The following is a 23,762-nucleotide window of genomic DNA, read 5'->3' on the forward strand; positions in this document are numbered from 1 at the left end:
TTTCTAAACTATAAGATTGCTTCAGTCGTTCCTCCTTCGCAATGACGTTTGGTCTCCTTTGTTATTGCGAGGCACTAAGCAATCTTATTGTTAGGTATTCTAAACTAAAAGATTGCTTCAATCGTACCTCTTTCGCAATGACGTTTGGTATTTAAAACTATAAGATTGTTTCACTCGTACCTTTTTCCAAATGACGTTTAATCTGTTTTAGTATACTTAGAATCTAATACCGACATACTTTTAATTTTCGTAGCAATTCAAATTGTATGGAATGGTAAGCGCCCAAAGAACGCAGTGGTCTGGGTGCGTGAATGGAAGACAATGTAGAATTCAAGAAAATTAAAATAAGTCTAGATTTTTTTGTTACTTTTTTCATCAATGGAAAAAAGTAAAAAGGAAATTAGTTGACTCCTTCAGCAAAGACGTATTGTTTTAAAATTTGAATTCTTACACGCCACAAAGATCATTTTTTGTAAATTCGCTAATATAAATGAATGGCATTTCAAAGGTCGCTATAAAGAACTATGTTTTTGATTAACACCCAGCGAACAGCGAACAACCAACAACGAACAACGAATAAAAACATGAAAAACTTTGCAATCATAGGCGCTGCAGGCTACATTGCCCCAAGACATTTAAAAGCTATTAAAGACACCAATAACAATCTATTATGTGCTCTAGATAAATTTGATAGTGTGGGTATTATGGATAGTTATTTTCCAAATGCTAACTTTTTTGTTGAATTTGAACGTTTTGATCGTCATATCGAAAAGTTACGAAGAAACGGAACGTTATTAGATTATGTAAGTATTTGTACTCCCAACTATTTACACGATGCTCATATCAGAATGGCCTTACGAAGTGGCGCAGATGCTATTTGCGAAAAACCTTTGGTATTGAATCCTTGGAATGTGGATGCACTCATGGATATAGAAAAAGAATCGGGTAAAAAAATACACACGATTTTGCAATTAAGACTGCACCCAAGTATCATTGCTTTAAAGAAAAAAATAGAAGCTGAAAATAATGATACAAAATATGATGTTGATTTAACTTACATCACTTCAAGAGGCAAATGGTACGATATTTCATGGAAAGGAGATGAAAGCAAATCCGGGGGTATCGCCACCAATATTGGTATCCATTTTTTTGATATGTTGGCTTGGTTGTTTGGAGCGGTGCAAGAAAATGTGGTGCATCTCAGAGAAAAAGATAAATCGGCTGGCTATTTAGAGTTTGAAAAAGCACGTGTCCGTTGGTTTTTATCGATTGATGACGATTCTTTGCCAGCACATATTAAAGCAACTGGACAGAGAACTTTTCGCTCCATTATCATTAATAATGAAGAACTCGAATTTAGTTCAGGTTTTACAGAATTACACACCCAAAGTTATCAACAAATCTTAAAAGGAAAAGGTTTTGGATTGGAAGATGCTATGGAATCCATAAAAATAGCGCAAAAGATTAGAAATAACGCAATAATCCAAAAAGGTGAAAAACACCCTTTTGTAATTAGGTAACAAGCTCTATATTTGCAAAAAAAAAGCAAGAAAAAAAAGGCGATCACCATTTTAGGATATTTCAATCCTATTCATAAAGAGTATTTAGAATACTTTAACAATGCTAAGGCGCTTGCTGATAAACTTTTCATAATGGTTAATAGCGATTTTCAAAGAGCTTTAAAAGGGGCTAAAGAATTCCAAAATGAAAATTAACGTTTGTTTATTTTACAAAATATAAAAGCAGTTGATAAAGCTATTTAGACTTTAATTGAAATAGTAAATAAAAAAAAACAAGTAATTGATTAATTAAATTACCAAAAGCTAGAAAAGAAATATGTGTGGAATAGTAGGATACTTAGGAACGCAGCAAGCTGCTCCCATCATTTTAAAAGGATTACAACGCTTAGAATACAGGGGCTATGACAGTGCAGGCCTCGTGTTGTACGATAATGCCAATTTTCAATTGTTTAAAACACAGGGTAAGGTAAAAGACCTGACACAATTGAACAATTTTGCCACTACAAAGCAAACGATAGGATTAGGACATACGCGTTGGGCGACACATGGTATACCCTCAGACGCCAATGCACATCCGCATTATTCCAATTCTGGTGACTTGGCATTGATACATAATGGAATCATTGAAAACTACGAGTCCATCAAAAAAGTATTACTTTCTAAAGGCTATCATTTTATATCGGATACCGATAGTGAAGTGTTGGTAAATCTTATTGAAGATGTTCAAAAAACACATCAGTGTAAATTGGGCAAAGCAGTTCAAATTGCATTGACCCAAGTTGTTGGGGCATTTGCCATTGCCGTAATAGATAAAAAACGTCAAAATGAGATGGTAGCGGCCAAACTAGGAAGTCCTTTGGCTATTGGTATTGGGAACAATGAGTTTTTTGTAGCAAGTGACGCCTCTCCATTCATTGAATACACCAACCAAGCCATTTATTTAGAAGATCATCAAATGGCGATTTTAATCAAAGGAGAAGTGCCCAGGCTTCGTTGGATCAAAGACGATGCAGTTTCGGAATACGACATCCACGAATTGGAGTTGAGTCTAGAGCAAATCGAAAAAGGGGGTTACGAACATTTTATGCTCAAAGAAATTTTTGAACAGCCCAATGCTATTACGAATGCCTTTCGAGGACGTTTGTTACCAGCACTCGAGATGATTAAAATGGAAGGCGTACAAAACAACCTGTCTAAATTTTTAGAGGCAAAACGCATTATCATTGTGGCTTGTGGTACTTCTTGGCACGCTGGCTTAGTAGCAGAATACATCATCGAAGAGTTGACACGCATGCCTGTAGAGGTTGAATATGCATCGGAGTTCAAATACCGAAATCCTATCATCACTCCCAAAGATGTGGTCATTGCCATTTCGCAATCTGGAGAAACAGCCGATACCTTAGCAGCCATCAAATTGGCTAAAGAAAAAGGGGCATTGGTATATGGGGTGTGCAATGTAGTGGGTTCTACCATTGCTCGCGAAACTCATGCAGGAGCTTATACGCATGCAGGTCCAGAAATAGGAGTGGCTTCTACGAAGGCATTCACCACACAAATTACCGTTCTCACGCTTGTTGCTTTGCATTTGGCAAAAGAAAAAGGAAGTTTAACAAAAACGGAATTCAATGAGTTGGTAAACGAATTAGAACAAATTCCTAAAAAAGTGGCAGAGGTGTTGCTAGTAAGTGAATCCATCAAAGAAATTGCAAAAGCCTATGCACATGTCACCAACTGTTTGTTTTTAGGGCGGGGTGTCAATTTTCCAGTAGCTTTGGAAGGAGCATTGAAATTGAAAGAAATTTCTTATATTCATGCTGAGGGCTATCCAGCAGCAGAAATGAAACACGGTCCTATTGCCCTTATAGACGAAAATATGCCTGTTATTGTCATTGCTATTAACAAAGGTTATTACGACAAGACTGTGAGCAATATCCAAGAAATCAAATCTCGAAAAGGAAAAATCATCGCCATTGTTACAAAAGGGGATGTGGTGGTGAAAGAGATCGCAGATCATGTGATTGAAATACCCGAAACCTTAGAGTGGTTAACACCCTTACTAACAACTATACCACTGCAACTCCTGTCTTACCATATGGCAGTATTGTTAGGGAAAAATGTAGATCAGCCAAGGAATTTGGCAAAATCGGTAACAGTGGAGTAAGCATTAAAATTGAAAAAATATAAGTTTATAAGCAAAGTACCACCTCAAAATATTATATTTGTCAATTCAAATTGCTTATTTTGAAAATTGCTTTTTATTAAAAAAAAACATCATATTGGAAACGAAAATTACAAGCAAAAAGATTTTAGTTACTGGAGGAGCCGGTTTTATCGGTTCTAACCTATGTGAAGAATTATTAAAACAAAATAACTTAGTTGTTTGTCTTGATAATTTTGCTACTGGGAAAAGAGAAAACATCACTCCTTTATTGGCACATAAAAACTTTACTTTTATAGAGGGAGATATCAGAAATTTGGAGGATTGTTTATTAGCAACAAAAGGTGTTGAGTATGTATTGCATCAAGCCGCTTTAGGTTCCGTACCAAGATCAATTAAAGACCCTATCACTTCTAATGATGTCAATGTCGGTGGTTTTTTAAACATGCTAGTGGCTTGTAGAGACAATAATGTAAAACGCTTTGTTTTCGCAGCAAGTTCTTCTACCTATGGGGACTCTGAAGCATTGCCAAAAGTAGAAGAGGTGATTGGAAAACCTTTATCTCCTTATGCGGTTACCAAATATGTAAATGAATTGTATGCAGATGTTTTTTCTAAAACCTATGGACTGGAAACCATTGGTCTCCGTTATTTTAATGTGTTTGGAAGAAAACAAGATCCAAATGGTGCTTATGCAGCCGTAATTCCGAAATTCGTAAGTCAGTTAATGAATTTAGAATCGCCAATCATTAATGGTGATGGAAACTACTCAAGAGATTTTACGTATATTGATAATGTAATACAAGCCAACTTATTGAGTTTAGTTGCAGGTAAAAAGGCTGTAAATACAGTGTATAATGTTGCTTATGGAGATCGTAATACTTTAAATGATTTAATGAGTTATTTAAAGGAATATTTATCAGAATACAATTCTAAAATTAAAGAGGTTACTGTTATTCATGGAGAAAACAGGGTTGGAGATATCCCGCATTCACACGCAAGTGTTGACAAGGCTAAAAAATTACTGAATTATAATCCGCAGTTTTCTTTAGAAGATGGATTAAAAGAAGCTGTGGATTGGTATTGGGGGAATCTTTAATGGTGAATAGTGGTTTGTGAATGGAGGTGTGTGAAGAGGGTTTTGTGAGTGGTGGTGCGTGATGAGTAGTGATTAATTATGAGAAATGAAAAAAAAGGAACTGATGATCTTAAGTTATAGAGATTTAAATGTTTGGCAAAATGGGATGGATTTGGTTGAAGATGTTTATAAATTTACTGCTATTTTTCCAAAAGAAGAAAAATATGGATTGACATCGCAAGTAAGAAGATGTGCAGTTTCTATACCCTCTAATATAGCTGAAGGATTTATGAGACAAAGTACTAAAGAATACATTCAGTTTTTGTATATTTCATTGGGTTCTTTAGGAGAATTAGATACACAGATGGAAATTGCCGTCAGATTAAGTTTTATGGAAGTGCAAAAAGATTTTAATGAAAAGACATTATTGGTTAGAAAACAATTATTCGGTTTGATTAAAAGCTTAAAAAATAAATTATAACAGACCACAAACTACCAATAAAAAATGGAAAAGAATTTAAAAAATAAAGACGTGACTACTCACACATCACCAAACCCAGATCACCAAACCCCAAACACCAAAACCCGTATTGCAGTAATTGGATTGGGCTACGTTGGTTTGCCACTAGCAAGATTATTTGCAACAAAATATCCAGTCATTGGTTTTGATATCAATGAAAAAAGGGTTGCCGAATTAATGTCAGGGACTGATTCAACATTAGAAGTGTCTGATGAAATTTTACAAGCTGTTTTGGTTGATACTTTAACAGATAAAAACGGATTACTTTGCTCTACTTCCATAGAAGATATCAAAGACTGCAACTATTATATTATTACAGTACCAACACCTGTGGATAAAAATAACAGACCAGTTTTAACGCCGTTAGTAAAAGCGAGTGAAACTGTGGGTAAGGTCTTAAAAAAGGATGATATCGTTATTTATGAATCTACAGTATATCCAGGGGCAACTGAGGAAGAATGTATTCCTGTCTTGGAAAGAGTTTCTAATTTAGTTTTTAACAAAGACTTTTTTGCAGGCTATTCTCCAGAAAGAATTAACCCTGGAGATAAAGAGCATACCGTAGAAAAAATATTAAAAGTTACTTCGGGTTCTACACCAGAAATTGGGTTAAAAGTAGACAAATTATACAAATCTGTAATTATTGCAGGTACGCATTTGGCACCGACGATTAAAGTGGCAGAAGCTGCTAAAGTAATCGAAAATTCACAACGAGATATTAATATTGCTTTTGTGAATGAATTGGCAAAGATATTTAATTTAATGGATATCAATACCCATGATGTATTAGCAGCAGCAGGAAGTAAATGGAACTTTTTACCTTTTAAACCTGGTTTGGTTGGTGGGCATTGTATTGGGGTAGATCCTTATTATTTAGCACAAAAGGCACAAGAATATGGCTACCATCCAGAAATTATTTTAGCAGGTAGAAGATTGAATGATAGTATGGGACAATATGTTGCTTCGGAAGTGATTAAATTGATGATTGCAAAAGATATACGAATCAAAAATGCAAAAATTTTAGTGTTGGGGATTACTTTTAAGGAAAATTGTCCGGATGTAAGAAATACCAAAGCTGTCGATGTAATTGCGGCTTTAAAAGAATACGGCACCAATGTGACAATCTATGATCCTTGGGCAAATGAAAATGAGGTTATGTATGAGTATGGGTTAAATTCTACGAAAATGTTACCTAATCAAAAATACGATGCTATTGTGTTAACGGTTTCACATACTCAATTTTTAAGTATTGATTTTTCGCAGATTAAAAATGAAAAATCGATTGTGTATGATGTAAAGAATATATTGCCTATTGGTGTTAAGAATAAAACACTTTAAGTTTTAAGCTACTAATTATGAAAAAGAAAAACTTAATCATATTTGGCACGAGACCAGAGGCTATTAAAATGGCACCTTTGGTGAACCAGTTTTTGGCAGACAAACGTTTTGAAACCAAAGTTTGTGTAACTGGTCAGCATAGAGAAATGTTAGATCAAGTGTTGGACTTTTTTAATATTATACCTGATTTTGATTTGAATTTAATGAAACCCAATCAAAATTTATTTAATTTAACAGGAGAGGTTATTTCAGGTTTAAAACCAATTCTTGAAGAATATCAACCGAATTTTGTGTATGTCCATGGAGATACTACAACAACAATGGCAGCGAGTATTGCTGGTTTTTATGCTGGAGCAAAAGTTTGCCATGTTGAAGCAGGTTTAAGAACAAATAATATGTTGTCTCCATTTCCAGAAGAAATGAATAGACAAGTTGCAGGAAGAGTTGCAACCTATCATTTTGCACCGACAATAAAATCTAAAGAAAATTTATTAATAGAAAATATTTCAGAAAAGAGTATTTTAGTTACCGGGAATACTGTGATTGATGCTTTGTTAGAGAGTTCTCATAGAGTAACAAATCTTAAAAACAAAGATGTTGTCGAATTAAAAGAAATCGTTGATTTTAATAAAAGAATTATACTGATTACTGGACATAGAAGAGAAAATCATGGGCAAGGTTTTATAAATATTTGTGCAGCACTAAAACAAATAGCAGTTAAAAATTTAGATGTGGAGATAGTGTATCCAGTGCATTTGAATCCAAACGTTTTGAAACCAGTTAACAATTTATTAAAAGATGTCCAAAATATTCATCTAGTAAAACCGCTTTCCTACCCTACATTTGTATGGTTAATGAATCAATCTTATTTGATTATTACAGATAGTGGAGGGGTTCAAGAAGAAGCACCAAGTCTAGGAAAACCAGTTTTGGTTATGAGAGATACTACTGAGAGACCTGAAGCTGTGGAAGTTGGAACTGTTATTTTAGTAGGAACAAATACCAACAAAATCATAAAAGAAACACAAGAATTATTAGATGATTCAAAAAAATATGATTCAATGAGTTCTTTACATAATCCTTATGGAGATGGAAAAGCGTGTGAACGAATCATTGAATTTATTGCAAACATATAATATGAAAAAAGTAGAAGTTGTTACCATAGGATTGGGTTATATCGGATTGCCTACATCGGCATTAATTGCACAAAATGGTATTCAAGTGCATGGCGTTGATGTGAATCAACATGTTGTGGATACCATAAACAAAGGAAAAATCCATATAGTTGAGCCAAGTTTGGATATTGCAGTCGAAGAGTCAGTAAAAAAAGGATTCTTAAGAGCAGATACAGAACCAGTAGAAGCGAATACGTATTTAATTGTAGTTCCAACGCCATTTAAAGGAAATCACGAGCCTGATATTTCTTATGTAGAAGCAGCTACTAAAAATATCATCCCATTTTTAAAAGAAGATGATTTGTATATTATAGAATCTACTTCTCCAATCGGGACTACAGAAAAAATGATGAACTTTATTTATACTGAAAGGCCTGAATTAAAAGACAAATTGAATATTGCTTATTGTCCAGAAAGAGTTTTGCCAGGGAATGTAATGCATGAATTGGTGTATAATGATCGTGTAATTGGTGGGGTTGATGAAAAATCAACTAAGAAAGCGTTAAGTTTCTATAAACTATTTGTAAAAGGAGAATTGCACGCCACTAATGCAAGAACAGCAGAAATGTGTAAATTAACTGAAAATTCATCACGAGATGTACAAATTGCATTCGCTAATGAATTGTCTTTAATTTGTGACAAAGCAGACATAGATGTTTGGGAGTTGATCAACTTAGCAAACAAACATCCAAGAGTAAATATATTGCAACCTGGTTGTGGTGTTGGAGGTCATTGCATTGCTGTAGATCCTTATTTTATAGTTTCTGACTACCCTATGGAGTCTAAAATTATAGGAACTGCAAGAGAGGTCAATAATTACAAATCGTTTTGGTGTGCAGAAAAAATACAAACTGAAAAATTAAAGTTTGAACTTGAGTATGGAAGGAAACCAAAAACAGCTTTGATGGGTTTAGCTTTTAAACCAAATATTGACGATTTAAGAGAATCTCCAGCAAAATATATAGCGCAAAAAGTTTTACAGAATGACAATAATGGAGAGTATTTTATTGTAGAGCCTAACATTCAAGAGCATAACGTTTATAAATTAACCAATTATATAGATGCAATTAAAAGAGCTGATATTATTGTATTTTTAGTAGCACATAAAGAATTTAAGGAAGCTAAAATTAACAGTGATAAAATAGTTTTAGATTTTTGTGGAATAAAAAAATAAAAAAAATGAACTTAAAAGATAAATCAATTCTTATAACTGGAGGAACAGGTTCTTTAGGTAAAGCTTTAACAAAGCATATTTTAACAACCTACCCTGATGTTAGGAGATTAGTTATTTTCTCTAGAGATGAACAAAAGCAATTTCAAATGGGGCAAGAATTTTCTAGCAAAGTGTACCCTCAAATAAGATACTTTATAGGTGATGTAAGAGATAAAGAAAGGCTTGTTAGGGCTTTTTCTGGGGTTGATTATGTCATTCATGCAGCTGCTATGAAACATGTTCATATTGCAGAATATAATCCTGATGAATGTATTAAAACTAATGTGGGAGGTGCGCAAAATGTTGTAGATGCTTGTTTAGAAACAAAAGTTGAAAGAATCGTTGCTTTATCTACTGATAAAGCTTGTGCTCCTATTAATTTATATGGTGCCACTAAATTAACTTCGGATAAATTATTTGTTGCTGCTAATAACATAAGAGGAAACAATCCAATTAAATTTTCTGTTGTTAGATATGGTAATGTTATGGGATCAAATGGATCAGTAATACCATTTTTTATGAAAATGAAAAAGAATGGAGTATTACCAATTACAAATCCAAATATGACAAGATTTAATATTTCTTTAGAAGGTGGTGTAGAAATGGTTATGCATGCATTAGAGCACGCTTGGGGAGGAGAAATATTTATACCAAAAATTCCATCATATAAAATTACTGATGTTGCTGAAGCAATAGCACCAGAGTGCAAACAAGAAATTATTGGAATAAGACCAGGGGAAAAAATACATGAAGAAATGATTACTTCATCAGATTCATTTTATACATATGATTTAGGCAAATATTATACAATATTACCAGCAACTCATAGATGGAAATTAGACGCATACAAAGAGCATTTTGGAGCTAAGCTTGTTAAGAATGGATTTTCTTACAATTCTGGTGAAAATACAGAATGGGAAACCGTCGATACATTAAAAGAGTTAATCAAAACTCATGTAATTATTGATTAACTTGTTTTATATGAAAGCAATAGCAATTATTCAAGCAAGAATGGGGAGTACTAGGCTAAAAGGTAAGTCATTAATGAAAATCTCAGAATATACGCTGTTAGAAACTGTAGTTCATTCTGTTAAAAGAAATAAATTTATAAATGATGTTGTCATTGCTACCACTAATTTAGAACAAGACGATGCCATTGAAAATCTGTGTATTCAAAAAAAAATAAAATGTTACAGAGGAGACTCAGAAGATGTTTTAAGCAGGTTTATTGAAATTGCGAAAAAGTATGATGATAATGATACGATTGTAAGAGTTACTGCAGACAATCCAATTAACAATCATATTGTATCAGAACAAATCTATAAAATACATATAGAGAATAATAATGATTATACCTTTATAAAAAGCTTATCACATACTGTCTATGAATTTATAAAGGTGAAATCACTACTAAGTTTACAGAACGTTGAAAAATTAGAAAGTGAAGATAAAGAACACGTTACAATCTATTTCAGAAAGGAAAGTGAAAAGTTTAAGGTTCAAGCCTTAAATCCTGAAAAATATAATATAAATTCAAAAAAAGACAAACTTCTTACTATCGACAGCCAAGAAGATTATAGTAGGTTTATGAATATAAAAAATTTCATTGATTTAGATAAGTCTATAGATTTTAATAAATTATATAAATTTTTATCAAACTAAAAATTATATGGGGATGAGAGTGCTAGTATTAGGGTCGACTTCTTGGTTAGGAAGTTTATTGCTTAATCAACTAAATAATTCTATTGATTCTATTACATTGGCATCAACAGTGTATAAAAATAAACTAGACTTTGATTTTGATATTAAACTTTATAAAGCCTCAAGTTTTGAAAGTTACAGAAAAATCGTCAAGGATTTTCAACCAGAAGTAATCGTTAATTTTCTAAGGGGTGAAGATCAAAACGGTTATCAAATTCATCAAGACGTAATCAAATATTCAGCATCAGTAAATGCTCATTACATATATGCTTCATCTGCTTTAGCTTTGGATGGCTACTCAAATATAGATCTAACAGAATCAATTTTGGCTAATGGGGTTAGCGAATATGGTATTTTTAAGACAAAGTGTGAAAAATTATTGTATGAATCCAATATTATGTGGACAATTTTACGATTTTCTTCATTACAAGGTTTTTGTAATCACAAATTTACCAGGAATGAAAATCTTTTAAGCAAACTTAAAAATAACGAAACTATTACAGTAGATACAGGAGTATTTCAAAATAGAATGATTGCAGATAAAATGATTTCTGGTGTAGTAAAGATAATTCAACAAAAAGTTGAAGGAATTATTCATTTTGGAACTACTGACTCTTCTGACGAAATAGATTTTTTAAGAAAACAAGCAAATATTTTTGGATATTCTAACGACCTTATTAAAGCAAGCAATATCAATAGAAAAGTTAATCTTAATTGCATCCCGGAAAAAATTATCCAATTATTTGGAGATGAATTCAGTGTTTCAGAGCAAGATACTTTAAATAAACTCTTAGAAATTAAAGAGTTTCAAAAATACAAAAAAAATGAGTTTTAAAATAGGTAATCACAATATAGGTATCAATCATCCTGTATATTTTATTGCAGATATTGCCTCAAATCACGGTGGTGATTTAGGTAAGGCAAAAGAATTAATTTATGCTAGTGCAGAATCAAGGGTTGACGCTATAAAAATGCAAAATTTTTCGGCACAAACCATAGTTTCCGATTATGGTTTTAAAAACCTAACTAATGTAAATACGCACCAAAGTAAATGGAAAACATCCGTTTTTGATTCTTATAAAGCTGCTTCAATTCCTTTCGAATGGACTCTAGAGCTTAAAGAATTAACAGAGAAATTAGGAATGGATTATTTTACATCTCCTTATTCTATGGAACTGGTTAAACTAGTAGAACCACATGTTTCAGCATTTAAGTTGGGTTCAGGTGATATTACTTGGCATGAAATCATTAAACTTATGGCTTCCTTAGAGAAGCCTTTGTTAATTGCAACTGGAGCAAGTACTTTAGAAGAAATTAAAAATTCAGTAGAAGTTGCCCTTTCTAAAACTCAGGATATAATTTTAATGCAATGCAATACGAATTATACAGCCAGACATGGTGAAGATAGTAGTGTAACACGCGAGCGTTTTTCAAATTTAAACCTTAGTGTTTTAAAAGCTTACAGTGAACTTTGGCCACAATTGCCATTAGGCTTGTCCGATCATACCCATGGAAGTTTAAGTGTTTTAGCAGCAGTTGGGTTATACAATTGTAGTGTTGTTGAAAAACATTTAACTTTTGACAGCTCGTTGGAAGGACAAGATCATCCTTTTTCAATGATGCCAAAAGAATGGTTAAAAATGGTTGAAGAAACAGAACAACTAAAGGCTAAATTAAAGGGAGTTAATTCATTTGAAGAAAGATTAAAAATAACGAGCCAAAATGTTGACAATACTGAATTCTTAAACCTATCCATTGGTAACGGAATTAAGAAAGTAGAAGACAATGAAAAAAATACAGTTATAGTGCAACGTAGAGCCATTCGAACAAGCAAAAACTTAGCAGTTGGCGATACAATAAGAGAAGAAGACTTAGTAGTTCTAAGACCTTGTCCAGTTGATGCTTTGCCTCCTTATAAAATGCAAGAAATAATAGGAAAAAAATTAACGAGAGCCATTGTTGAAGGAGATTATATTAAAGCTGTAGATATTAATTAAATGCTGTTATGATTTATAAAAACCCTTACATATTAAATTCAGATGAATATTACATTTGGGAAATCCTAATTCGAAATGATTTTGAAGCATTTTGTAAAATGGATTGGGAAATGATTCATAACGATTTTATAAAAGAAGGTTTTTTTGGTATTGATGGCAAATTATCAGCAAACAAATTAGATTGGTGTTTAACCTATGATTCGTTAGAAGCCTATAAAAACGATTGGATTAACCAAAGCAAAGAGTTTAATAAAAAAACCTTTGTAAGCAATCCGTTAGACGTTTTATATGCAACAACCAAATTGAGCAAAATAGAAATAGAAGCAAACATAGCACTAGTCCACAAAGTGTTTAATGGAGTATTTGAAGTTGCAAATGAAGAACCCATAAAACTAAACTGGATAAGTTTATTTATCTTACGTAAAGTGGAAGGAAATTGGAAAATAGCTAATTTTACAGGCTATCTTCCTAAATAATTTAAAAATGACAAGAAAATTAATTTTTAGAGCAGAAGTTAGCCAAACTATTGGTAGAGGTCATTTGTCAAGATGTCTCGCTATTGCAGATATGCTAAAAAACAGCTTTGACATTTCATTCGTTTTTTCACGTAGTGAAGAAGATTTTGCTTCAAAATTAATAAAAAACTATGCTTATTTTCTAATTGATAACGATACTGATTTACTTGATATTCTTAAAAAAGAAGACATCTTTTGGATAGATGGTTATCATTTTAGTGAAGAATGGAAAAAAGAAATACATAAACTTGTTGGAGAATTTATTGAAACAAATGACATACCATATGCAGCTGAAAATGTAGATGTAATTTTCAACCAAACACCAGGTTTAGAAAAAACACAATTTAAGGACACAAAAGCAGCTTTATATTTAGGTTTAGATTATGCATTACTTAGACAAAGCTTTTTAGAATCAGCCAAAAAAACAGCAAAAAACGAATCAGGAAATGGAGTTTTTATATGTTTTGGTGGAGCTGATACCTTTAAACTAGGAGAAAAATTTGTAGAAGAATTAGTGCAACGTAATTTTAAAGATCCAATTTATTGGGTAACAAATGCAGCTGCATTAGTAGAACAAAAAAACAATTCAAAAAATGTAACCATACTTTCCAACCTAAATGAAAAGGAAATGATTCACTACATGTCAATCGCTAAAGTGTTATTAATTCCATCAAGTGTTTTGAGTTTTGAAGCAATGGCCATAAGAAAACCAATTTTTACATGTTATTTTGTGGATAATCAAAAATTAATTAACAAAGGATTATTAAAACAAGAATTAGCGAACGGAGTTGGCTATATCGAAACAAAAAAAGATGTAGAAATTACAACGAATTCCTTTTTAGAATTTTACGAAAATACCTCATTGCATCTACAACAAATTAGAAAACAAACCGAATCATTGGATGGAAATTCCACTAATAGAATAAAAGAAATAATATATTTATAAAAGTATAGATGAAATTAAAATTTAAAGATCGTATTAAAATTTATTTTTTACCTAATATTATTAGAGGATTAACTTTTTTTGGTTTTTCTTATGAATATTTAGGAAAATTGTCTTTTTTAACAAATAGTGTTTTACTAGACCAATCAACCAAATTATCAAAAATAACTATTAATAAAAATAATAACCCCAAAAATATATATGTTCTTTTAATGCTTTCAGGAAGCAAGTTTCATCTGTATGTAGAATCTTTAATCGCTCTTGGATTAAAAAGTAAAGGGCATAATGTAGTTTTTGTAATTGATGATAATTCATTACCAATACATGAATTAAAAAAAATTAATAATGAAGAAAATTGGGATTACTTAGCTGAAAGAGATTTTATCTTTGCATCAAGGTTTTTGGAAAGAATGAAACTTAATTTTGTAAAGATCTCTAGTTTTCTAGAATCTAAAAAAGATATTACATATTTGAATAAGTATGATAGTATTTTGGAAGCAACACTATTAAAACAATATAAAGTAGGGGTGATAGACGAAACTTTACCTAATTATAAAGAAAAAACAGAATTAATAAAAAAATCAATCTCCATAACACATTTTTTAGCAGAAGAAATTGCTGAAATAAAACCAGATATAGTTATAATGAGTCATGGAATCTATAGTACTTGGGGACCACTTTTTAATGTCCTGAATGAATATGATTTACCAATACTTGTTCATGGAAGAGGTAAAAAGAGACACTCTCAAGTATTCAATTGGAATAAAACAGGTGATTCTTGGGATGTTTCTGATGAATGGGAAAAAGTTAAAAACAATGATTTAACAGAAAAAGAGTTAAAAGAAATAAATGCATATTTAGAATCTAGAATATCTCATAAAGATGATGTTTTTGTCTATAATTTTGGTAAACAAACAAATAAAAAAGAGACTATAAAATTTTTAGGTTTAGAAGATGATAAACCAATTTATACGCTTTTTACTAATGTTTTATGGGATGCAGCTAGTGCACAAAGAGAAATAGCATTTAACAATCCTGTAGAATGGGTGATAGAAACAATAGAATGGTTTAACAAACATCCAGAAAAACAATTAATTGTAAAAATACACCCAGCAGAGGTTGTTATAGGTACTAATATGCCTTTTTATGATATCATTGTAAAAAGAGTTGAGCTTAATAAAAACATAAGAGTTATTAAACCACAAGAGAAAGTTAATAGCTGGAGTATTTATGATATCAGCAACTTGGGTATTGTTCACACAACTACGGCAGGTATGGAAATGCCTTTAGTCAATAAGCCCTGTATAGTAGTTTCTAAGACGCATTATAGGTCTAAGGGTTTTACTATTGATGTGAACTCTAAAGAAGACTACTTTAAAACTTTAAATAGTTTTAACATAGATAATTATGATTTAGAAAAAAACAAAAAAGAAGCCATAAAATATGCTTACCTGTTATTTATAAGATATCAAGTTCCTTTTAACTTTTTCTTTGAAGAGGTTTCTACGGATATAAAAGGATTTAGACACACAGACTTAAACTTATATTTACTTGATAAAAATTATAACAAAATTTTAGAAAGTATATTAAATAAAAAACCAATTTTTAACGGTTAACAAATGAAAAAGAAAAAGATTTTGCTTTGGGGTTATATAGGGAGAAAAAATTTTGGTGATGACTTATTATTTGAAATAGCTTTAAAAAACCTTGAACATTTAGAAAATAAAGAAATTTTTGTTTTATTACCAAAAGAAATAGAAGCAAATTATCTTTCAAAAATTAACTCTGAATTAAATATAATAAAATATAATAAATCAATAGCAATTTTTGAATTTTTAAAATATCACAAAGTTTATTATATAGGAGGAGGTGTTTTTTTTGATTATAAAAAAAATATAGGTCTTGTTAATTTTTTTAAACGAAGATTTAGCAATTTCTTAAGATTTAATATTTCAAGATATTTTGGTACTGAATTTGCTGGAGTTGGGTTAGGCATTGGTCCATATTATTCTAAAAAGACTAAATCTATAAGTGCAAATATTTTAAAGAATTTTAGTTTAATTGGAGTAAGAGATGCTGAGTCATTAAAATATGCAAAAGAATTCAGGTTAAAAAATGTTTTTTTGGCAAATGATTTAAGTTTATTATTACATAAAGACTTGTTAAAGCTAAAAAAAACAGCAATTAAAATTGATAATAAAATATTGATATGCCCAAGAACTTACCCACATAAAAAAGATTTTGAAAAACATTTAGATATATTAAAAGAATTAACAGTTTATCTACAAAAAAAACTATATAATGTTGAATGGATTTTTCTACAGGAAGAAAATGAACTTTTAATTAAAGAACTAGAGGGGTTAAAAATTAAAACTAGAGTTTGGAATCCTGATGAAATGAAGCTTAGTGATTTTATGTCACATTTTGCATCAGCATCATTAGTGTTTACGAGTAGGATGCATGCAGTTTATATATCTAATATGCTAAAAACAAAAACAGTAGCCATTGATGTGCATCCAAAATTAGTTCACTCAAGTAAATTGTTTTATAGAAATCCTATTATTGTCAATCCTTTATCTGAATTGAAAATATATAAAGAAGCTATGAGGTCTGATAACCAGTATGATAACGAAGAGTTTATAAAAGATTATAAAAAAGTAGATGAAGTTAATTTTAAAATAATTAAATGGTTAAATGTTAAATGAAAACCATACTAAAACTTTTCTCACTAAAATTAGTTACTAGTATTTTAGGTGTTTTTTATACTGTATTACAAGTTCGCTACTTTGGTGCATCAAGAATTATTGAGGTATATTTCGCTGCTCAAAGTTTAGTATATTTAGTAACTTCAATTGTACAAAGTGGTCAACTATCTGAAGTTTTTTTACCAGAATATCATAAACTAAATTCTATAACAAAAGGTCTTGGATTTAAAGGGTTAAATGTAGTAATCAATAGGATGTTAATATGGGGTACTCTAATAATTTTAGGTGTTTTTTTATTTGCAGATATTTTTATTAATATTTTAGTACCTGGGTTTAGCTCTGAGGATAAAGAACAAGCAACTCTTATTTTTAGAATCTTGTTACCCTATCTTTATTTTCAAATTGTAAATTCTTTTTTTATAACTGTATTAAATGCAGAAAAAAAATTTGGTAGGGCAGAAATATTGGGTGTTACAAATACAATTGTAAATATTTTGTGTTTACTATTATTATATGAAATTTTTGGAATTTGGGCTTTAGTAATTTCATTGCTTTTAGGTAAAATTATAGAGTTTTTCTTTTATATTAATCAACTTTATAAAATAGGTTATAAATATTCTTTTGATTTTAAAATAGATGAATTTAATCATTTGTCTTTTTTTAAAACTATGGGAAGTACAATATTATACGTAGGTTCTACACAAATTTATTCAATTGTTCTTACAGCTGGTATGTCTTTTTTACCAGAAGGTACATTGGCAGTTTTTAGATACGTACAAAATTTAGCTGTTAAAGTAAAAGGATTATTTATTCAACCATTTATTACCATATTTTTTACTCAATATTCAAACTTATTAAAAAAATCAAAAAGCGTAACTTCTGAGTTCAAAAAAAATATACATAGTATTTTAAATGTCAATAGTATTTTAATTATTGGTACAATTTTACTTGGTTATGAAATATTAGACTTTATTTGGGGTGGTGATAAATTTGACGAAGAGAATTTGAATTTAGCATATATCTTTTTATTATTTAATACATTAGGTATCGTTTTTAGCAGTATTGGCAGTATTTATAGAAAAATGGCAGTTTCACATCATAAAGCAAAAAAACTCTATTCTCTTTGGGTTATCTCACAGTTATTGTCAGCGTTGTTTAGTTATTTTCTTATAAAATATTTTAAAGTAAATGGTTTATACTATATTATACCTATAAATGCTTTATTGATGGGTGTTGCTTCTTACATAGTATATCTAACAACCAAAAAACCTTTAAAATTTAATTTTTTTAATAAAAAAACTTTTGTTTTGTTTTTGTTTATTTTAGTTGCTTGCTTATTACGTTTTTTCATTGGAAAATCAAAAATTAGTTTTCAAGAAATCTATACAATTTTAACTTTAACCTTAGCAACTTTAATCCTTTGTTCTCTTCCATTATATTTAACATATAAAATATTTAGAAATGAAAAAAATATTAATTGAAGTATATAATGCCTTCTATGGTTTTGTTGATTATTTCATTAGAGTTTTTCTAATGTATATTCCATTCCATTTTTTTAGAAGCGTCATTATAAAAACTAAATTTAAAGCTGTGGGAGAAAAAACTAATTTCTTAATGGGTTTAGAATTTAGAAACTCTAAAAATATAAGTATTGGAAATAATTGTGTTGTAAACAAAAATGTGCTGTTAGATGGTAGAGGAGGTAAATTAAGTATTGGCAACAATGTAGATATTGCTCAAGAAACCAATATTTGGACTCTTGAACATGACGTACACGATGATTATCATGTTGATACGGGTTCAGATGTTATTATAGAGGATTATGTTTGGATTGCCTCACGTTGTACAATACTTCCTGGTGTAAAAATAGGGAAAGGTGCAGTAATAGCCAGTAATAGTGTTGTGACAAAGGATGTGCCAGAAATGGCGATTTTTGGAGGTATACCAGCAAAACAAATTGGGATAAGAAAAAGTAACTTAAAATATAATTTGGATTATAAACCTTGGTTTAAATGATTACTAAAATAGCTTGTTTACCTGTTGCAGGAAATCAGAATCCTTATCAATATTTAATGATTAAAGGGCTTAATGAATCTAATATAATAAATGCTTTTAACGGTTTTGATGATCGTTTTTTTGGTATTGTTAAAACTTGGAAAAAATACAAACCTAATTATATTCATTTCGATTGGATTCATAGTTACTACGTAAGAAGACAATTATGGATGACCATATTGCTACTCCCTCTATTTATTTTTCAAGTTTTGTTTATCAGGTATTGTACTAAAACAAAAATTGTTTGGACATTGCATAATATTATGCCTCATAATACAAGCAGTTATAAATTGAATAAATTTGTAAGATCTTTTTTTGCAAGAAATTGTTATTGGATTAGAGTTTTTTCTTCTTCAACTGCATTAAAAGCTTCAAAATTATTTAATATTAAACAAGAAAAATTTAGAACTGTACCAGAGGGTGATTATGTTTCTATATATCCAAATAAAATATCAACAGGCGAGGCAAGAAATTATTTTAAGTTAAATAAAAAGGATAAAGTTTTTTTATATTTAGGTTTTATAAGACCTTATAAAGGTTTGGGCAAATTAATAGAAATATTTAATAATTTAGACATTCAAAACTCTAAGTTGATTATTGCAGGTTTAGCAAGAGATAAGGTTTATTTAGACGATTTAAAAAATAAAATAAAGCGGCTAGATAATAAAAAAATTATGCTTAAGAATGTTTTTATTCCTGAAAACGACCTGCAAATTTATTATAATGCTTCTGATGTTGTAATATTACCCTTTAGTAATGTTGAGAATTCAGGTTCAGTTATTATGGCCATGGGGTTTTCTAAACTGATTGTTGCACCTAGAATTGGAGTTTTAAATGAAAGGTTAAAAAATCAAAAAGAATATTTATATAAAGATTTGGCAACTACTATTAAAAAAGTTATAAGTATATCTAAAGATCAATTAAAAGAAATAGGAAAAAAAAATAAAGAAAGCTTACAAAAATACAAATGGTCTGATTTTCAAAAACAATTTTTAAATGATAAATAAGAATGCGTTTATAACTTCTACAATGTTTTCAAGATCAAATGGTCCTGCTAATTTCGCTATGAACTTATATTCAGATCAAACAACAAATTCTTGCTTGCATTTTTTTACACCTGACGCAATCAAGTCAGACCAACAACTCACAAAAGTAAACTTAAAATTTGCTTCAACATTTAAGGTATTAGCGATGATTCTGGCAGCTTTAGACTTTTATATTGTTTTAAGAAAAAACAATTTTACAACTGTTGTATGGAATTCTAGTATATTTCCTTGGCTCTCAATTTTTATGTTAAAAAAACAAAAACATATTGTTTTTGTAAATGATAGTTTAAGTATAGATGCAAAGTTTGAGTTTAATTATAGAGCTATAAGATTACTTATTTTTAAACAAATTGAAAAATATAACATTAAAAACTCCTATAAAGTAATTTCTAATTCAGAAATTATAAAAGAAAAAATAGTTAAAAAATACAACATTAATCCTAATAAAATAAACACATTGTTTAAGGGTATTAATTTAAATGATTTCAACACTTTAAAATCTAATTTTGAAATTGATACGAATAAAAATATTACAGTAACATTTGTAAAGTCAGATCCCGTTGTTGGTGGTTTAATGTTACTCTGCAAATCATTAGCACTACTGGAGTATAAATTTAATTTAAATGTTATAGGGCCAAGCTGTTTGAATGATCAATATAAAAATTTTACAAATATTCATATCAATCTTTTAGGTAAATTGAAGAAAGAAGATGTTTGCAAATATATGGTAGGTTCAGATTTTTTTATGGTTCCGTGTCTTAAAGAAGCTTTTGGACAAGCAAACATTGAGGCTTTATACCTACAAACACCAACGCTAATTTTACCTACAGAATATCAAAAAAAAATACATAAAAGTTCTTATTGTTACTTTACAACAGGCTATACTTCTGAAAAAATCTCGGAGTCGATTAATTATTTAATCAAACAACCCTCTAGTAAAAGAGAGAAAAAAGCTAAGCTAGCTCATCAAACTGTTTTAAAAAATTATTCATTTGATGCAACAAAACTAAAATTTATAGAAATTATTAATGATTGATTTAATTTTAAAAGATAAGACATATTCCAAAAATCAAAAGAATTTATTTTTAATTTTTTTAATTATTTGTTGGTTAAACTTTGGTAATTATTCTTGGCTTTATTATACATGGAATGGGGTACCTACTAGTAATCCTATATTTGCTGCTATAAGAAATTCACGCGTAATATTACCGATTATAATTTTTTTATATTTTTTTCAAATAAACGCATGGAAAAATAAAGTAACTAAAATAATTAAAGAGAATTTTTTTATATACCTTTTGATATTAGTTTATTTTTTCAATTTAATAATTAGTGAAGAATTTTTTTCTTCATTAGTCTACTCGATTTGGCTTTTGTTTTCTGTGCTTATCCTGCATTTAACTGTAAACGAGGTAAAAAAAGATATTCATCTTATAAAATTATTGAAGTATGGTTCTTTTATTACAATTATATTAGTGATTCCTTCTATACCTTATCTATTTGTTAATAATGAAGCTTCTTTTTTTTCTTCAAAAAATTACTATGCTTATCCTTTAGTTATATATATTATATGTGAATTTTATATATTTATTAAATCAAAAGTTATAAATTACAAGCTCTATAGATGGTTAATTATGGTGTTGCTTTTTACAGCAATATTAATGTCGGGTAGAAGAATGCCATTAGTTGCAGCATTATTGAGTTTATTATTTTATTTATACACAACAAATAAAATAACTTTTTTTATTATTGCAGCTCTTTCATTTTTATTAGTGCCATTTTTGTTAACTTCTAATATTTTCGGTTTCACTATAGAAGATTCATTAACCTATAAACGTATCAATAGGGTTTTTGAAAATGAAGATAATTTAGATTCATCGTATAATGAACGACAGTTTGTATGGGAATATTATATTAAATCTTACAAAGACTCTCCAATAATTGGAAATGGATATAATACAAGTTCGTCGAACCTTTCAAGATATTATTCTGGAGAGCTAGAAGAGCTTTCTTATCATAACAGTTACTTACAAATATTAGTCGAATCTGGTGCACTTGGGTTTTTATTTTTTTTATTTTATTTATTTCAAGTCTTTTTTAATTTTTTTAAAAACAAACAATATACTTTATTACCTATATTAATAACTGTTTTGATAATTAATTGGGTTGAATCAAATTTTTTACCGGGTCAAGTATTATTTGTTTTATCATTTAGTATTTTTGCTTTAATTCAAAAAAGACAATGAAAAAGATAGTAGTACTTTTGCCTTATGCCAACCCTCATGTTTTAGGCTGGATAAAAGAGCTCTTTAATGTTAATGTAGAGTTGAAAATTTACTGTATTAGAAGTGTTAAACATTATAGAACTGGATATTTTTCAAAAGTTGATGAATATGAATATGTTTATTACCTTTTTAAAAATAAAAACTTATACAGTCAATTTTTAAAAGATTTAAAAAATACAAATATTTATGTTACTTTAGGGATATTTGAAAAAGTTTTTTTGAGATCATTACTTAAATTTGATGGGAAATTATATATTTTAAGTGAACCGTTTAACCCTATAAGTTCAAAAAAAAATGTCCTATTTAGAAAGTTGATATCTTTTTATATACGAGTTACCATTAAAAACATAAATTTTTTATGCATTGGTGGTAAAGATGTGAAAAAATATTACTATTCTCTAGGGTTTAAAAAAAGTCAATATTACAATTTTGGATATTTTCCTAAAAATAAGGCTTTGAAAATTGTTACTAATAGCAGTACAATAAAATTTATTTTTGTTGGACAGTTGATAAAAAGAAAAGGTGTATCAGTTTTAATCAATGCTTTAAATTATTTAAATAGTATTTATAAAAATGACTCATGGACGTTTACAATAATTGGAAACGGTAATTTAAAAGAATATTTACTGGGAGAATTAAAAATGATTAATAATAAAAATATTATTTTTAAAGGATTAATAAATGATAATTCAAAGTTAGAAGAATATTATAGTGATTCAGATATTTTATTTGTTCCTTCAGTTTTTGATGGATGGGGTGCAGTTGTAAATGAGGCTTTGTCAAAAAATCTTGCAATACTTTCTTCTGATATGGTATATTCTTCTAGAAGTCTAGTTAAACAAGGCGTTAATGGTTTTGTCTTTAATAATAATAATTTAAAGGAGATGACAAATTACATAGATTATTTTTTTATTAATAAACATAAGGTTTTAGATTTTAAGAAGAGCTCTGGGATTATTTATAAAGAATGGAATCCAAATAATGCAGCTCAAAGTTTTTTAAAGTTAATTGAAGTTAGAAAAAATGATAATAATGAAAGATTATTAATGAGACTATGAACCCTGCAATAATTATATATAGAGTCGGTAACTTCTTCTATCGAAAAAAAATGACAACTGTTTCTAAGCTATTTACTTACGTTAATAGGTTGCTTTTTGCTGTTTGGTTGCCTTCATCTGCAACTATTGGTAAAAATTTCACTTTAGGCTATGGTGGTTTGGGTGTGGTAATACATTCTGATACAAAAATTGGTAATAATTCCCAAGTAAATCAAAATGTTACAATAGGAAGGAATTTTGGAGATTCAACTGTTCCATCAATAGGCAATGATGTTTATGTAGGTGCAGGTTCTGTAATTTTTGGAGAAATTACCATTGGTGATAATGTGATTATTGGTGCAAATAGTCTAATAAACAAGGATATACCTGCTAATACTACTGTAGCTGGTAATCCATTTGTCATCATAAAAGAAAATAGAAAAAGAAAATATTTTGAATATAATTAATATTTTTCT

23 protein-coding genes are annotated in these 23,762 nt (G+C 29.5%); all 23 read left to right on the forward strand.

Features of this window, described 5'->3' with window-relative positions; all coding sequences use genetic code 11:
* Positions 1-584: 584 nt before the first annotated feature.
* The 23 genes from P161_RS0109950 (at position 585) to P161_RS0110060 (ending at position 23,753) form a co-directional block, all read left to right on the forward strand.
* Positions 585-1,520 carry a Gfo/Idh/MocA family protein gene (locus P161_RS0109950; protein ID WP_026776850.1) on the forward strand — a complete coding sequence of 312 codons (936 nt, stop codon included), beginning with the start codon at positions 585-587 and terminating at the stop codon, positions 1,518-1,520.
* Positions 1,521-1,532: 12 nt separating this feature from the next.
* Positions 1,533-1,715 (forward strand): hypothetical protein, encoded by a 183-nt coding sequence (locus tag P161_RS18350; RefSeq protein ID WP_231494727.1) that lies wholly within the window; start codon positions 1,533-1,535, stop codon positions 1,713-1,715.
* A gap of 121 nt (positions 1,716-1,836) precedes the next feature.
* A complete protein-coding gene (gene glmS / locus P161_RS0109960) occupies positions 1,837-3,681 on the forward strand; it encodes a glutamine--fructose-6-phosphate transaminase (isomerizing) (protein WP_026776851.1) in 1,845 nt (614 codons plus the stop codon).
* Between the two features lie 115 nt (positions 3,682-3,796).
* The gene (locus P161_RS0109965) at positions 3,797-4,777 is read left to right on the forward strand and encodes an SDR family oxidoreductase (protein WP_026776852.1); all 981 of its coding nucleotides are present in this window, start codon (positions 3,797-3,799) and stop codon (positions 4,775-4,777) included.
* Between the two features lie 85 nt (positions 4,778-4,862).
* On the forward strand, positions 4,863-5,237 hold the full coding sequence (locus tag P161_RS0109970) for a four helix bundle protein (RefSeq protein WP_231494728.1): 375 nt from the start codon (positions 4,863-4,865) through the stop codon (positions 5,235-5,237).
* Positions 5,238-5,261: 24 nt separating this feature from the next.
* Complete coding sequence (locus P161_RS0109975) at positions 5,262-6,614, forward strand: nucleotide sugar dehydrogenase (protein ID WP_081817019.1); 1,353 nt, start codon at positions 5,262-5,264, stop codon at positions 6,612-6,614.
* 17 nt (positions 6,615-6,631) lie between these two features.
* The gene (gene wecB / locus P161_RS0109980) at positions 6,632-7,750 is read left to right on the forward strand and encodes a non-hydrolyzing UDP-N-acetylglucosamine 2-epimerase (protein ID WP_026776855.1); all 1,119 of its coding nucleotides are present in this window, start codon (positions 6,632-6,634) and stop codon (positions 7,748-7,750) included.
* A gap of 1 nt (position 7,751) precedes the next feature.
* A complete protein-coding gene (wecC, locus tag P161_RS0109985) occupies positions 7,752-8,963 on the forward strand; it encodes a UDP-N-acetyl-D-mannosamine dehydrogenase (protein ID WP_026776856.1) in 1,212 nt (403 codons plus the stop codon).
* A gap of 5 nt (positions 8,964-8,968) precedes the next feature.
* Complete coding sequence (gene pseB / locus P161_RS0109990) at positions 8,969-9,973, forward strand: UDP-N-acetylglucosamine 4,6-dehydratase (inverting) (protein ID WP_036841877.1); 1,005 nt, start codon at positions 8,969-8,971, stop codon at positions 9,971-9,973.
* Between the two features lie 10 nt (positions 9,974-9,983).
* Positions 9,984-10,664, forward strand: a complete 681-nt coding sequence (locus P161_RS18355; RefSeq protein WP_051605714.1) for a hypothetical protein — start codon at positions 9,984-9,986, stop codon at positions 10,662-10,664.
* 13 nt (positions 10,665-10,677) lie between these two features.
* Positions 10,678-11,538, forward strand: a complete 861-nt coding sequence (locus tag P161_RS0110000; RefSeq protein WP_197026336.1) for a sugar nucleotide-binding protein — start codon at positions 10,678-10,680, stop codon at positions 11,536-11,538.
* Positions 11,528-12,700: an N-acetylneuraminate synthase family protein gene (locus P161_RS0110005; RefSeq protein ID WP_026776859.1), complete on the forward strand. Its 1,173-nt coding sequence runs from the start codon at positions 11,528-11,530 to the stop codon at positions 12,698-12,700. The genes P161_RS0110000 and P161_RS0110005 overlap by 11 nt, the downstream gene beginning before the upstream one ends.
* Positions 12,701-12,708: 8 nt before the next feature.
* On the forward strand, positions 12,709-13,176 hold the full coding sequence (locus tag P161_RS0110010; protein WP_155810455.1) for a hypothetical protein: 468 nt from the start codon (positions 12,709-12,711) through the stop codon (positions 13,174-13,176).
* A 7-nt stretch (positions 13,177-13,183) separates the two neighbouring features.
* Positions 13,184-14,161 carry a hypothetical protein gene (locus tag P161_RS0110015; protein ID WP_026776861.1) on the forward strand — a complete coding sequence of 326 codons (978 nt, stop codon included), beginning with the start codon at positions 13,184-13,186 and terminating at the stop codon, positions 14,159-14,161.
* A gap of 8 nt (positions 14,162-14,169) precedes the next feature.
* Complete coding sequence (locus P161_RS0110020) at positions 14,170-15,774, forward strand: hypothetical protein (RefSeq protein ID WP_026776862.1); 1,605 nt, start codon at positions 14,170-14,172, stop codon at positions 15,772-15,774.
* A 3-nt stretch (positions 15,775-15,777) separates the two neighbouring features.
* On the forward strand, positions 15,778-16,863 hold the full coding sequence (locus tag P161_RS0110025) for a polysaccharide pyruvyl transferase family protein (protein ID WP_026776863.1): 1,086 nt from the start codon (positions 15,778-15,780) through the stop codon (positions 16,861-16,863).
* On the forward strand, positions 16,860-18,344 hold the full coding sequence (gene murJ, locus P161_RS0110030) for a murein biosynthesis integral membrane protein MurJ (RefSeq protein WP_026776864.1): 1,485 nt from the start codon (positions 16,860-16,862) through the stop codon (positions 18,342-18,344). Before P161_RS0110025 ends, murJ begins: the two co-directional genes overlap by 4 nt.
* Positions 18,345-18,477: 133 nt before the next feature.
* Positions 18,478-18,879 carry a DapH/DapD/GlmU-related protein gene (locus P161_RS0110035; protein ID WP_051605821.1) on the forward strand — a complete coding sequence of 134 codons (402 nt, stop codon included), beginning with the start codon at positions 18,478-18,480 and terminating at the stop codon, positions 18,877-18,879.
* Positions 18,876-19,925 (forward strand): glycosyltransferase family 4 protein, encoded by a 1,050-nt coding sequence (locus tag P161_RS0110040; RefSeq protein WP_026776866.1) that lies wholly within the window; start codon positions 18,876-18,878, stop codon positions 19,923-19,925. The genes P161_RS0110035 and P161_RS0110040 overlap by 4 nt, the downstream gene beginning before the upstream one ends.
* The gene (locus tag P161_RS0110045) at positions 19,915-21,000 is read left to right on the forward strand and encodes a glycosyltransferase (protein WP_026776867.1); all 1,086 of its coding nucleotides are present in this window, start codon (positions 19,915-19,917) and stop codon (positions 20,998-21,000) included. Before P161_RS0110040 ends, P161_RS0110045 begins: the two co-directional genes overlap by 11 nt.
* Entirely contained in the window at positions 20,993-22,210 is a 1,218-nt protein-coding gene (locus P161_RS0110050) for an O-antigen ligase (RefSeq protein WP_026776868.1), read from the forward strand. The genes P161_RS0110045 and P161_RS0110050 overlap by 8 nt, the downstream gene beginning before the upstream one ends.
* Entirely contained in the window at positions 22,207-23,307 is a 1,101-nt protein-coding gene (locus P161_RS0110055; protein WP_026776869.1) for a glycosyltransferase, read from the forward strand. Before P161_RS0110050 ends, P161_RS0110055 begins: the two co-directional genes overlap by 4 nt.
* A gap of 50 nt (positions 23,308-23,357) precedes the next feature.
* A complete protein-coding gene (locus P161_RS0110060) occupies positions 23,358-23,753 on the forward strand; it encodes a serine O-acetyltransferase (RefSeq protein ID WP_197026337.1) in 396 nt (131 codons plus the stop codon).
* The last annotated feature ends 9 nt before the right edge of the window (positions 23,754-23,762 follow it).

Origin of the sequence: Polaribacter sp. Hel_I_88 (assembly GCF_000687935.1) — a bacterium.
GTDB lineage: Bacteria > Bacteroidota > Bacteroidia > Flavobacteriales > Flavobacteriaceae > Polaribacter.